14 protein-coding genes, 1 pseudogene and 1 other annotated feature are annotated in these 12,869 nt (G+C 45.7%); of the genes and pseudogenes, 8 read left to right on the top strand and 7 right to left on the bottom strand.

Features of this window, described 5'->3' with window-relative positions:
- A partial coding sequence (locus ACFQ4A_RS05895; RefSeq protein ID WP_382398554.1) for a hypothetical protein occupies positions 1–206 on the top strand: 206 nt, incomplete at its 5' end.
- On the opposite strand, the gene proS is transcribed toward ACFQ4A_RS05895, so the two are convergent.
- From proS to ACFQ4A_RS05865, 6 genes are all read right to left on the bottom strand, one after another.
- Positions 172–1,611 carry a proline--tRNA ligase gene (gene proS, locus ACFQ4A_RS05890; protein WP_382398552.1) on the bottom strand — a complete coding sequence of 480 codons (1,440 nt, stop codon included), beginning with the start codon at positions 1,609–1,611 and terminating at the stop codon, positions 172–174. The genes ACFQ4A_RS05895 and proS overlap by 35 nt on opposite strands.
- A 185-nt stretch (positions 1,612–1,796) precedes the next feature.
- Positions 1,797–2,018: a binding site (T-box leader), on the bottom strand.
- Between the two features lie 166 nt (positions 2,019–2,184).
- Positions 2,185–2,721 (bottom strand): GNAT family N-acetyltransferase, encoded by a 537-nt coding sequence (locus ACFQ4A_RS05885; protein WP_382398550.1) that lies wholly within the window; start codon positions 2,719–2,721, stop codon positions 2,185–2,187.
- Between the two features lie 121 nt (positions 2,722–2,842).
- Complete coding sequence (locus ACFQ4A_RS05880) at positions 2,843–3,394, bottom strand: cysteine hydrolase family protein (protein ID WP_382398548.1); 552 nt, start codon at positions 3,392–3,394, stop codon at positions 2,843–2,845.
- 151 nt (positions 3,395–3,545) lie between these two features.
- Positions 3,546–4,376 (bottom strand): bifunctional hydroxymethylpyrimidine kinase/phosphomethylpyrimidine kinase, encoded by an 831-nt coding sequence (gene thiD / locus ACFQ4A_RS05875; RefSeq protein WP_382398546.1) that lies wholly within the window; start codon positions 4,374–4,376, stop codon positions 3,546–3,548.
- A gap of 19 nt (positions 4,377–4,395) precedes the next feature.
- On the bottom strand, positions 4,396–4,881 hold the full coding sequence (locus tag ACFQ4A_RS05870) for a DUF456 domain-containing protein (RefSeq protein ID WP_382398544.1): 486 nt from the start codon (positions 4,879–4,881) through the stop codon (positions 4,396–4,398).
- A gap of 15 nt (positions 4,882–4,896) precedes the next feature.
- Positions 4,897–5,520 carry a glycerol-3-phosphate acyltransferase gene (locus tag ACFQ4A_RS05865; RefSeq protein WP_382398542.1) on the bottom strand — a complete coding sequence of 208 codons (624 nt, stop codon included), beginning with the start codon at positions 5,518–5,520 and terminating at the stop codon, positions 4,897–4,899.
- Between the two features lie 518 nt (positions 5,521–6,038).
- Here ACFQ4A_RS05865 and ACFQ4A_RS05860 point away from each other — a divergent pair.
- From ACFQ4A_RS05860 to ehuA, 7 genes and pseudogenes are all read left to right on the top strand, one after another.
- The gene (locus ACFQ4A_RS05860) at positions 6,039–6,242 is read left to right on the top strand and encodes a hypothetical protein (protein ID WP_382398562.1); all 204 of its coding nucleotides are present in this window, start codon (positions 6,039–6,041) and stop codon (positions 6,240–6,242) included.
- Between the two features lie 174 nt (positions 6,243–6,416).
- Positions 6,417–6,986, top strand: coding sequence for a M15 family metallopeptidase (locus ACFQ4A_RS05855; protein ID WP_382398540.1), 570 nt, complete (start codon positions 6,417–6,419; stop codon positions 6,984–6,986).
- 113 nt (positions 6,987–7,099) lie between these two features.
- A complete protein-coding gene (locus ACFQ4A_RS05850) occupies positions 7,100–8,077 on the top strand; it encodes a ring-cleaving dioxygenase (RefSeq protein ID WP_382398538.1) in 978 nt (325 codons plus the stop codon).
- 679 nt (positions 8,078–8,756) lie between these two features.
- On the top strand, positions 8,757–9,671 hold the full coding sequence (gene ehuB / locus ACFQ4A_RS05845) for an ectoine/hydroxyectoine ABC transporter substrate-binding protein EhuB (RefSeq protein ID WP_382398536.1): 915 nt from the start codon (positions 8,757–8,759) through the stop codon (positions 9,669–9,671).
- A 150-nt stretch (positions 9,672–9,821) separates the two neighbouring features.
- Entirely contained in the window at positions 9,822–10,448 is a 627-nt protein-coding gene (gene ehuC / locus ACFQ4A_RS05840) for an ectoine/hydroxyectoine ABC transporter permease subunit EhuC (protein WP_382398560.1), read from the top strand.
- Positions 10,448–11,093 (top strand): annotated as a pseudogene (locus ACFQ4A_RS05835) (amino acid ABC transporter permease). The gene ehuC and the pseudogene ACFQ4A_RS05835 overlap by 1 nt, the downstream one beginning before the upstream one ends.
- On the top strand, positions 11,093–11,863 hold the full coding sequence (ehuA, locus tag ACFQ4A_RS05830; RefSeq protein WP_382398534.1) for an ectoine/hydroxyectoine ABC transporter ATP-binding protein EhuA: 771 nt from the start codon (positions 11,093–11,095) through the stop codon (positions 11,861–11,863). Before ACFQ4A_RS05835 ends, ehuA begins: the two are co-directional and overlap by 1 nt.
- An 84-nt stretch (positions 11,864–11,947) precedes the next feature.
- On the opposite strand, the gene murB is transcribed toward ehuA, so the two are convergent.
- Positions 11,948–12,868 carry a UDP-N-acetylmuramate dehydrogenase gene (gene murB, locus ACFQ4A_RS05825; protein WP_382398532.1) on the bottom strand — a complete coding sequence of 307 codons (921 nt, stop codon included), beginning with the start codon at positions 12,866–12,868 and terminating at the stop codon, positions 11,948–11,950.
- Position 12,869: the final 1 nt, after the last annotated feature.

Here is a 12,869-nt window from a genome sequence, read left to right as displayed (position 1 = left end):
ATGTTGGTGCGCCTCCGGTTGATGTTGGTGCGCCTCCGGTTGATGTTGGTGCGCCTCCGGTTGATGTTGGTGCGCCTCCGGTTGATGTTGGTGCGCCTCCGGTTGATGTTGGTGCGCCTCCGGTTGAACAAAAAATCGGGCGGCTGCAAGCAGCGCCCGATTTTTTTCAATTTAATATGCTCTTGCCCAGTAAACCATTTCTTTAGCTTCTCTACCGCAGCACACACAGGAATCCGAAAGCTCCTCCTGCTCAAACGGAATGCAGCGGGATGTGGCAGATGTTTCCTCCTTGATTTTTTCCTCACATTCCGCATCGCCGCACCACATGGCCTTGATGAATCCTGGATTTTCATCCAATGCCTGTTTGAACTCGTTCATGTTTACGGCTGTCGTGGTTGCTTCTTCACGATGTTCCAGCGCTTGATTGTACAGATTCTGCTGTACTTCCTCCAACAGAGCCGGCAGCCGCTCTTCCAGTTCAGCTAATGGTACAAACTCTTTTTCACCGGTATCCCGCCGAACGAGAACAACCTGCTCATTTTCAATATCTTTCGGCCCCATCTCAATCCGGACAGGGATGCCTTGCATTTCATATTCGTTAAACTTCCAGCCTGGTTTCTTATCGCTACCATCAATATCAACACGAACCAGGCTTTGTAGTTGATCGCGCAGGTCGTATGCTTTATCTAGCACGCCTTCTTTATGCTGGGCAATCGGTACAATCATCGCCTGTGTTGGTGCAATTCTCGGTGGAACCACCAAACCGCGGTTATCCCCATGCACCATGATCAATGCACCCATAATCCGGGTGGACATGCCCCAAGATGTCTGGTGGACCGGCTGCTGCTCCCCGTTTTCATCCAGATAGCGAATGTCGAACGCTTCGGCAAACCCGGTTCCAAAATAGTGTGATGTACCAGATTGCAATGCCTTACCATCATGCATCAGACTTTCGATTGTCAATGTATATTCGGCGCCAGCAAATTTTTCCTGCTCGGTCTTCTTACCGCTTAGAACAGGAATGGCCAGGTAATGCTCACAGATTTCAGCATAAATGTCGAGCATTTGTGCTGTCTCTTTTTCCGCATCAGCTTGTGTCGCATGTGCGGTGTGCCCTTCCTGCCACAAAAATTCCAGTGAACGGAGGAACGGCCGAGTCGTTTTTTCCCAGCGAACCACGTTGCTCCACTGATTATAAAGTTTTGGCAAATCGCGATAGGAATGAATATTTTTGGCATAATATTCGCCGAAAAGCACCTCAGATGTTGGGCGGACACAAATCCGTTCTTCCAGTTCTTCTTCGCCGCCGTGCGTTACCCAGGCCACTTCCGGTGCAAAGCCTTCAATATGATCTTTCTCCTTTTGCAGCATACTTTCCGGAATGAACAATGGGAAATACACGTTCGAATGACCTGTCTCTTTGAAGCGTCGGTCGAGTTCGTCACGGATATTTTCCCAGATGGCGAATCCATATGGCTTAATAACCATCGTTCCACGGACTTCACCATAATCGACCAGCTCAGCCTGTTTGACAACGTCTGTATACCATTGTGCAAAATCATCTTCCATGGCGGTGATTTTTTCAACAAATTGTTTATTGTTTTTACCCAATGAAAACTCTCCTTTTTGAACACGCTTTATATCAATTAAGAAAAACTCGGCTCCTGCCTCGTCTTTCTAGAGGTCAGAGGCTGGAAGTCAGACTTGAGGAAATCGGCGAACCAGCCGATTTCACGATTAAAGCCTTCACCTGAAATGTTATACTTTCTGATCTTATAAAAAAGCCTCCGTCCTGAAAAAGGGACCGAGGTCTGGTGGTACCACCCTTGTTTGCAGCCGCCCTGACGACTGCACACTTCATTTCATAACGGCCGAAAACCGCGCACATCTTCCGGCAAAACGCCTTCCAACGGCGAACTCAGAGGCAGGTTCCAGTTTGTGCCTTTGGAAATTTCCACCAGTCATTCCCTCTCTATCAAAGACATTCAAACTATACTAGTCCCCATCAGCGTTTCATCTATTGTATGTTTAAATATAAAACGATGTCCCATTAAAGTCAAGCCTGACCAGCAGTGGTTTTCCTTCAGCCCCTACTTATCATTCTTGTTTTTAGCCCACAGGCTTGTAACAGGGGATTTCGGCCAGATAGATCCGAGAGTTACTCAACCCAAACAGTCATAAAAGTCAAGCATTCAAAGGCTTTTCATACCGGGAAAACTGAATTTTCATTGCCTCGGCGTATCCGGAAAAGGTAAATCCAGCCTTCACATAGAACTGATTTAATTCTGGATTGTCCGCTACGCAATCCAGACGGAGCACGTGGCTGTCAGTTTGACTATTTTCCTGTATCCATTCCAATAGCTTTTTTCCAATTTGCTGATGACGATAGTTTTTGTCAACGGCCAGCCTGTGCAAGTAAAGCGCATTATCATCCCGATTGCCCCAGACACTGGCATCAAGTTCGCTTTGCTGGTGAGAAAGATTGAACGTTGCGACCGGCTGATGATTGTCTGTCACCAGATAGGTTGTCCCAGCCTTAATCGCTTGTCTTACTTCCGATGCCGCTTCGTCAGTCAAGTAAAAATCCCACTGGTAAATACCCCTATCACGCAGCCACCCGGCCGCATCACGTAATATCCGGATAACCGTATCCACATCACTCGCTGTCGCTCTCCTGATTATGTAATTTGCAAATGTGTTCTTTTTGAAAAGACTGACCATTTCCAACCTCCGTTCAGCTCAATCATGGATAGCTTTATATAATAGGAAATAAAAAGACAATTGCTTCCATTTATCAATTGGAAAAGCCAAGACCAGGACCGGACTGGCCCTTCCTCAGCAATTATACCACTTTCGCACCTAATGTTTCTTTAAAATGACCAAGCGCCCAGTCATGCCCGACTGCGTTAAAGCTGGCTACCGCATCTTGATGCACCACAATGTTGAACCCTTTGTTGTACGCATCGACAGCGGTATGCAACACGCAAATATCAGTACAGACGCCGACGAGATGGAGTTCATCTATTCCGCGCTCACGCAGTTTGATCTCCAAATCTGTCCCCGCAAACGCACTATAGCGTGTTTTATCAAAATAATAGACGTTCGCCGCTTCCTTATGCTGGTCATAAACCGAAGCCAGATTACCGTACAGACCTTGACCCTCTGTTCCAATAATATTGTGCGGCGGGAAAAGTTCCGTTTCCGGATGCAAAGTGTCCCCATCCTCATGTGCATCAATCGCAAACACGACATAATCGCCCGCAGCAATAAAATCCTTCGTAATCGAAACAATCTTTTCCTCAATAGCCTGTCCCGGTTGGCCGCACGTCAATTTCCCTTCTTCCGCCACAAAGTCGATCGTATAATCCACATTGATTAACGCCCGCTTCCCCATTCATTCCACTCCCCTTGTTAAATTTTTCGCTCATTGGCACTGCTCTTGCACGATTTGGTGCAGCTCTCGCACGTTTGGGTACTTCCATCGCACGTTTGGGTGCTCCTCTAGCTCGTTTGGGTGCTTCCATCGCGCGAGTATCAGCATTCCATCAAAGCTTTTCCACTTTAATCTTATGCGCTTCACCTTTCATACGCTCTGCCGCATGGTATGTCGGTCCAACCATATCGTTATAGGAAAATCCATATTCAATGGCCGTTGTGACAAAGCTTTTCGCCAGACGGATCGCTTCCGGAACCGAATGCCCTTTCGACATATAGGACGTGATTGCTGCCGAATACGTACAGCCTGCCCCACTCGTATTTTCTGTAGCAATCCGCGGTGCTTCGAATGCCGTCAGCGTCTTACCATCATATAGAACATCAACGGCTTCACCTTTCAAACGCCCGCCTTTTACCAGAACATATTGTGGTCCCAACTCATGCAAGTCGACAGCCGACTGTTTCATATCATCGACAGTCCGCAATTCCCGTCCATCCAAAAGATAAGAGGCTTCAGGCACATTCGGCGTAATGACATCCGCCAGTGGCACCAACCGCTCCTTTAAAACGTTAATCGCATCATCCGCGAGCAGTTTCGAATCAAGCTTACCGACCATGACCGGGTCAACCACTTTTGTTCCTGCACTTGACCCAGCAATCAAATCGGCTGCTTTTTCAATGATCTCTTTGGAAAACAGCATGCCTGTTTTAAGTGCGTCAATGCCCACCTGCTTTGTCGCCGTAGCAAATTGTGCCTCGATTGCTTCAATTGTTTGCAGATGGACGTTTTTATCTGTTTGGGGATGACGACCTACAATCGCTGTCACCACACTCATCCCGTATACGTCCAATTCTTGAAATGTCTTCAGGTCTGCTTGGATGCCGGCGCTCCCACCGGCCGCAGACCCAGCAATGGTCATCACGCGTGATGGTAGATTCATACTGCAAAACCCTTTCTACTTAAAATATGATCGTGACAACAAACCATCCAATCATCGCCAATTGGATAACGACTTTAGCTGCTGCCCCGCTAAGAAACCCGATTAACGACCCGATTGATGCCCGGATTGCCTCCTGAAATGTCCTCGCCTGCATCAATTCGATGATCAGTACCGCTAAAAATGGGACGATCAGAATCCCAAATGGCGGTATGGTGAACGAACCCACAATAACGGCAATCGCAGCGGCACGTTCCCCCCACTTGCTTCCGCCATATTTTTTGACAAAATAACTGTTGGCAATAACATCTGCACCAATTAAAATAATCGTCAATACAGCCATTGCCACCCAAAAAAACCAGGTCAGTTCATCAGCATTGATGACAAAATGATAAAGCAGAAAACCGACCCAAAGCACTAATGGCGATGGAATAATCGGAAAAATAATACCGGCAAAGCTTGCGATAAATAATATGGCGATAATGATCCAAATGATAATGTCCAGCATGGGTGCCTCCATTTTCTATGGCTGTTTCCGAAACATACTCGATAGTCGTGTTTCTTCCCTATTGAAGATGCGTTTATAATTCTCCATATGTTTGATGATGCTCATAACCGATAATAACACAACGATCATTGTCGGTTCGATTCCAAAGAACAGATAAGTCGTTACCAGAAATGACATATACATGAAAAGAACGCCGACAACCAGGTAATCCGTTGCCAGAGTCAATAAAAGCAAAATTCCAATTCCGATAATGGCTATTTGCCAATCAACAGCCAGCAGCACACCGACCAATGAGGCAGTCCCTTTGCCACCGCTGAATTTCATGGTGACCGGATAGTTATGACCGATAATGATAAATAGGGCATTAATATAGACCAATAAGATTTGCTCAGGCCCGGTTATCCCTTGTCCTTCCAAAATGTATAACACCAATAATATCGATAATGTCGCTTTTAGAATATCAATGAGTGCCACCAGAATACCATACTTCCAGCCTAACAATATCGTTGTATTGGACGCCCCGGAATTATTGACGCCCTTGTTTTTGATATCCAGCTGCTTATACTTCCCAACAATCTGTGAGCCATGAACACAGCCAAACAAATACCCGATCAGAACAACAATCAGGACAGGCCCCATCACGATCCCCCCTTTCTCATATCTTATATTCGGAATAATGATAATTCAAGACAATTTTTTTCAGAAATCACGTCCCTTTTTGCTGATTTCTTTCGATTGTATATATAGAGGCAGGCAACCATCTTTCCTAAAGGCTGTTTTCTAAAAGGTTGTTGTTTTTGATACAAAAACCATAAACTACGACGTAACTATTGGAAAGTCTTCCTCCAAGTCTATCAGGGCTGAGTGCTAGTTCGTCGCTGCGGAAAAATACTCGCTTTCCGCGGGGAACGCTTCAGCCTCCTCGCTCGCGGGCCAACACGATGTTGGTCACAAAGGCGTTGCCACAGGACGTGGCGTTCTTAGCCTTTGTTCCTTAACCGCTCGCTGCGGGGTCTTCAGACTGTTCCTTTCCCGCTGGAGTCTCGCATTTTTCCGCAGCTTAATATCGTGTTATGCCATAGTGAAAGAAAACCCATTAACACTTTTTCCATGGTTTTCAACATTCAATATGTAGAACGTCAATACCAGCGGAGGAAATACACGAAGACTCCTGCGGGAACAAAGGCATCGGTGAGACCCCGCAGTGCGACGAGCGAAACATCCACCGAGTACACTGCGAGTTGCGAGGAGTGCTGCTTCACCGTAAACACTTGCAACACGACGAGCACCCAGCACGAGGAGGCTCACCAGCCGCCCGCGGAAAGCGTAGTGTATTTCCGGAGCGGTATCACAGCACTTAAGTATGCTTTTTCACTGTGTCGCAGTTTTTATCAACTCCGAAAGTCTAAGAGCAACAAAATCTACGAAAAGAGCTTCTTTGAAAGGTGATTATGATCAATGAAGCAATGAAAGCCCATCTGGGACCATACATGTTATAATGTCACCCAACATCTTTTCTCAAGGAGACAACGAATTTGAAACGTTACCGCAAAGATATGACAGCATGGCTCATGATTATTCTGTTTCTGGTCATACTATTCTATCTATATAACCAATTAAAAACAGATCGGTATATCGATCAGGGAGAGGATGCGCCTCTCCCTGAAAATCTCGATCCGGTCGTCGCCGAAAAAACTGAGGAACTTGTCGGTCGGGCTGCCGAAGAAAATATCGATATCGTTATTACAGAAACCACACGTTCGAACGAGAAGCAAGATGAATTATATAAGCAGGGCCGCACAAAAGACGGAAGCATTGTTACCTATGCGCAAGGCGGTGAGTCCTACCACAATTACGGGCTCGCAGTCGATTATGCGTTGCGCAATCATAATGGGGACGTCAGTTGGGATATCCATTATGACGGCAACAATAACGGTGAATCAGACTGGTTTGAAGTTGCCGATATGGCAAAGGAACTTGGGTTTGAATGGGGTGGTGATTGGAGCAATTTCAAGGATTACCCGCATTTACAGATGGACTTCGGTTTGAGCATCGACCAGCTGAAGCAGGGGCACCGTCCAAAGCATGGTGAATCTGATACGTGAGGCAACATTCTGTACACGCCACTAAAATCGATTTATACTATATTTATCATTTATACTGAATTCAATTAACCGTAATTAAGTATAAATAACCAATTCATAAAGGAGTCATTTTTATGGAACTAAAAGGCATTCACCATGTATCCGCCATTACAGCGAGCGCAGCCAATAATGTTCATTTCTACACAGATGTTTTAGGTATGCGTTTGGTCAAGAAAACCATCAACCAGGATGATCCATCGGTTTACCATTTGTTTTATGCGGATGAAATCGGCAACCCTGGAACTGATTTAACGTTTTTCGAAATACCCCGAGCAGGCACCACCTATCCGGGAATCAGTAGCATATCCAGAACTTCCTTGAGAGTTCCAAATGATGGTGCGCTGAAGTATTGGAACAACCGGCTAACCGAATACGGTGTTGACCATGATGGGATGACAGAACAGGGCGGTCGTCAAGTCATCCATTTTCGCGACCCGGAAAACCAGCGATTAACGCTTATTTCCGATGAAACAAACGCAGGGGTAAAGGGTGGCAATGTATGGGAGCATAGCAGTGTTCCGGCTGACAAAGGCATCATTGGACTTGGACCTATCAAACTGACAGTTCAAGACCCCGCACCGACCATCAACGTATTGACCCGTATTTTAACATTCCGGGAGACCGGCAGCTATCCATCCCCTATCCAGGAGCAGGACGATATACGTGTTTTTGCAACTGGCGAGGGTGGTACTGGTGCAGAAGTTCATCTGGAAGTACGTAGCGACCTGCCAAAAGAACGGCCCGGCCGAGGGAGTGTCCATCATGTGGCCTTTCGTGTTGATAATGAGAATGAATTAGCAAAATGGAAAGACCGGATTCAGGCTGAACGCATCCCTAATTCCGGATTGGTAGACCGTTTTTATTTCAAATCCTTTTACTTCAGGGAACCGAACGGCATCCTATTTGAATTAGCAACAGACGGACCTGGATTTGCGACAGATGAGGATGTCGATCACCTTGGCGAATCACTGGCACTGCCACCATTTTTTGAAAATCAACGGGACGCGATTGAAGCAAACTTAAAACCGTTGGATACGACGAGACCATACTGAATAGTGTGGTCTTGTGCTATACATATTTCCTCGTTAAATCCAAATAGTCATTAATCGCATTCATAACTGGCTGAAGCGAGGCATCCCAACATGTCTATTCTTTAATATCCCACCTAGGTAGCCAGACCAATTATTCAACAGTCATTCAAGCAGTATCACGCAATAGCGCATCTTTTCCATTACACCCCCTAAAGTCCCATTATCCACTGGATTGAATAGTTGTATAGCCAACTCGTGACTGAAAAAGAAATATACGTGACACCGTCATGAGTTAATTGAATTTTCTGTAATAATTGTTATTTCTGAGCATATAACAGTAATACAAGTTATTTGTAAGCATAAATTGGTATATGAGCGTTTTATTCATTTAGTCGAATATAATAAAGGTATATTCCAAATTATCAAAAAATACAACGTTTGAACCGATGAATAAATCCCTATAACATTGTAGTATGACAGATTGCAGTAATACGCTCACCGTTCTGCTGTTCACAAACTGGTTAAAAAGTCGCACGCATAAACTGCTTCTTTTTGCCTGGGGGTGACCACAAACACTATTTACTGTCTTATCATCACTTAAGGCAACACTATTGAAAGAGAAAAAGTAAACGGGCTTATCGTCATGATTGCCGGACGTTACCCGATTTTACTTAAAAAATTACGGGAGGTCATTTAGGAGATGAAAAAACTATTAGCAGCTTCAATCGTTGGTATCTTCATTCTTGTTCTGGCTGCTTGCGGCGGCGGTTCTGATGGTGCAAGCGGCGATAACGGGGATAACGGAGGTGACAGCGATTCCGGCGGCGATTCAAAGCTAGCCGAAATTCAGGAAGCCGGAACCGTTCAGATTGGATATGCGGACGAAAGGCCATATGGTTATAAGGAAGACGGTGAAATAAAAGGTGCATCACCGGATATTACGGCAGCGGTATTTGCGGAACTGGGCGTGGACAATGTTGAAGGTCAAATACTCAATTACAACCAGTTGATCCCTGGTTTAAACGCAGATAAATTTGACGTTATTACATCAGGTATGGCGATTAACCCGGACCGCTGTGAAAACGCAGACTTCGGTGAACCGGAAATGACGTATGGGGAAGGTCTGGTTGTTCAAAAAGGCAACCCGTTGGATCTGCACAGTTATGCGGATATCGCCGAGTCTGATGCGTCGGTATCCATTATGTCCGGTGCGACAGAAATTGAATATGTCAAAACAGAGGGGGTCAGCGAAGATCAGATCCAGGAAGCTGATGACATCCCTGCAACGATCTCGGCTGTTGAATCAGAGCGTGCCGATGCAACAACCGGTACAGAAATGACTGTGAAGATGGCAGTGGAATCAGCTGATAGTGACAAGATTGAATTTGTAGATGACTTTGAACATCCGGATATCGATGGCGTTCCAAGCTATGGTGCTGCTGCTTTCCACCCGGATAACGATGAACTGCGTGAAGCATATAATGAAGAACTGCAAAAGCTGATTGACGATGGAACAGTAGCTGACATTCTGGAAGAGAACGGCTTTGATCCCGAGAACAACGCACCACCGGAAGATATTTCGACCGAAGAAATCTGCAGTGGTGAAAAATATTAAGCCAGGCATAAGAATGTACTTAAATATTCTACAATGACTCCATAGGGTCCGACTCCCTCACCCAGGGGGTCTGACCCTATTATTTTTCAATACAACCGTCTCTAAGGAGTGATTATTATTAACGCAATTGCTGAGATATTCCCGACATTGATGCAAGGATTGCGTATTACCATCGAAGTACTGATCGGGTCCATCATCCTCGGCTATTTAATGGCGTTTATTGCCGGCTTTTGCCGCCTGTCCAAAAACCCGATTATAAAGTATGTAACCATCTTCTATGTCGAAGTATTTCGCGGCACTTCATTGATTGTACAATTATTCTGGCTTTTCTATGCCCTGCCGATATTATTTGGAATTGAATTGGGAAGTGACTACATGGCAGGTGTCCTTGCGATTGCTTTAAACTATGGGGCCTATATGTCAGAAATTGTACGCGGATCGATTCTCTCTGTAGCAAAAGGGCAAACAGAAGCTGCAACAGCCCTTAATATGTCGCGATTTCAGCGTATGCGCCTGGTTATTTTTCCGCAGGCTGTCCGCATGATGCTGCCGGAATTCGGCAACTATCTTATCCAGATGCTCAAAGCAACATCACTTGTCTCATTAATTGGTATGGGCGATATTTTATATTACGGTGATATCCTGCGCGGCAATGACTTGTCCCAGGCTCCAACTGTCTATTTCTTAGTACTTGTATTCTATTTCGTTATGGCGCTGCCACTCATCTGGCTGACCAGAAAAATGGAAGCAGCATCAAAGAAAGGAGTGGCTAGCTAATGAATAATGGAAATTGGCAATGGGATACATTTTCTGAAGCCTTTCCAATCATACTGGAAGGTCTTCACATTACATTAGGTCTAACCGNGGTGGATCATGGAATTTATCCGCTCAACACCACCACTGGTACAGCTGTTTTTCATTTTCTATGCATGGCCGATGGTACCGGTTGTCGGGTTTGCCATGGACCCGTTCACAAGTGCCATTGTGGGCTTAGGTGTTCATTTCAGTACGTATATCGGTGAGGTCTACCGTTCTGGAATCGAAGCTGTTGACAAAGGCCAATGGGAAGCAGCCCGGGCACTCAATTTTTCAACCGGGCATAAATGGAGCAAAATCATATTGCCGCAAGCTATTCCACCCACCATACCAATGCTTGGGAATTATTTAATTATTATGTTCAAAGAAATTCCCCTGGCATCGACCATTGGTGTCGCCGGAATATTGAATCTGGCCAACTCTTATGGAGCAGCAAACTTCAGATATCTGGAGCCATTAACGATTGTCGCCATTCTATTCCTTGTGCTCAGCTATCCGTCCGCCATTTTGATCAATAAACTGGAACGTAAAATGAACCGCCGTTTTGATAAAAAAGCACCGACCGGTAGTAAACCAGCCAACGAAAAGGAAGGAGCTGTATCATAATGACTGAGGCGATTGTTAGTTATAAAGATGTGCATAAATCGTTTGGTGATACAGAAGTATTGACAGGCATAAACCTGGATATAAAACCAGCTGAGAGAGTGGCTGTCATTGGGCCAAGCGGATCCGGGAAAACAACCATTATCCGCATGCTTATGACACTGGAAGAACCGACATCCGGCGATATCATTGTTGACGGTAGTAATTTATGGCATATGGAAAAAAACGGCGAACTTGTGCCTGCCAATGAAAAGCATTTAAGACAGGTTCGCGGCGATATCGGAATGGTTTTTCAGCACTTTAACCTTTTCCCGCATATGACTATTCTGGAGAACTGTATGTCAGCACCGATCCATGTGCAAAAAATCGATAAAAAAGAGGCCAGCCAGCGGTCCATAGAAATGCTGGAAAAAGTCGGACTCGGCGACAAGCTGGATAATTATCCAAGCCAGCTTTCCGGCGGCCAGAAACAGCGTGTAGCCATGGCCCGTGCACTGGTGATGCGTCCAAAAATCATGTTGTTCGATGAAGTGACCTCAGCACTTGACCCTGAGCTGGTCGGCGAAGTATTGGAAGTTATTCGTGACATCGCTAAAGAAGGCGAAATGGCTATGGTGCTGGTGACACACGAAATGGAATTTGCCCGTGATATTGCGGATCGTGTCCTGTTTCTGGATAACGGTGTGATCGCAGAACAAGGCCCGCCGGCAGAAGTATTGGAGAACCCCACAAATGATCGGCTGCAAAGCTTTCTACATCGTTTTAGATCCTAGACATAAAAAGCTGACCCGCTTAATCGGCGGGTCAGCTTTTTTAGAGGTTGTTTTTGAACACACACTTTTATGTCAAAATTCTTGTCACCCCGGGTCTTCTCCGATAATTTTTACTTCGCGTTCAAGGGTAACGCCGAATTTTTCTTTCACAGTATCCTGGACAAAATGAATCAGACGGATGTATTCCGTTGCGGATGCACGTTCCAGATTAATGATAAAACCAGCATGCTTTAAAGACACCTGTGCCCCGCCGATCTGTTCGCCCTGCAGATCACTGTCCTGTATCAGCTTCCCGGCAAAGTACCCCGGAGGACGTTTGAATACACTGCCGCACGACGGATATTCAAGCGGCTGTTTGGACTCCCGCTTATAGGTTAAATCATCCATGACAGCCTTAATCGCCTCATACTGACCTTCCTTCATGCGAAACGTGGCTTCCAAAACAATATAGCCTTTGTCCGGTATGTTGCTTGAGCGGTATTCCAAGTCAAGGTCATCAGCGGATAGTGTGAGCAAGTCACCATTCCTATCGACGACAATCGCACTTTCTAGCACATCTTTAACCTCACCGCCATACGCCCCAGCATTCATAAATAGCGCACCGCCAACTGATCCCGGAATACCACAGGAAAATTCGAGACCTGTCAGGGAATGGGACAGAGCAAATTGTGACGTGTCAATAATCCGGGCACCACTTTGGGCCACTATCCGCATGCCTTCTCGGCGAATGTCCGCCAAACGTCCCGGATTCAATACAATACCACGGATCCCACCATCCTTCACAATCAGGTTGGAACCATTCCCCAACAGGGTGAACGGGATCTTTTCTTTCATGGAAAGTTTCACAATTGCCTGTACTTGTTCATATGTTTCCGGTGTCACATAAAAATCGGCTTTACCGCCCAGCCGTGTATACGTATGGTTATATAAAGCTTCATCAACCAGCACATTACCCGGTGATGTTATAGCTGTCAGTTGTTTGTACGTATGGTGATCATTTACCACA

Source organism: Lentibacillus salinarum, assembly GCF_042679865.1.
Taxonomy (GTDB): Bacteria; Bacillota; Bacilli; order Bacillales; family Amphibacillaceae; genus Lentibacillus; species Lentibacillus salinarum.
The sequence above is the reverse complement of the archived record's forward strand: the minus strand, read 5'-3'. Positions and strand labels throughout refer to the sequence as shown.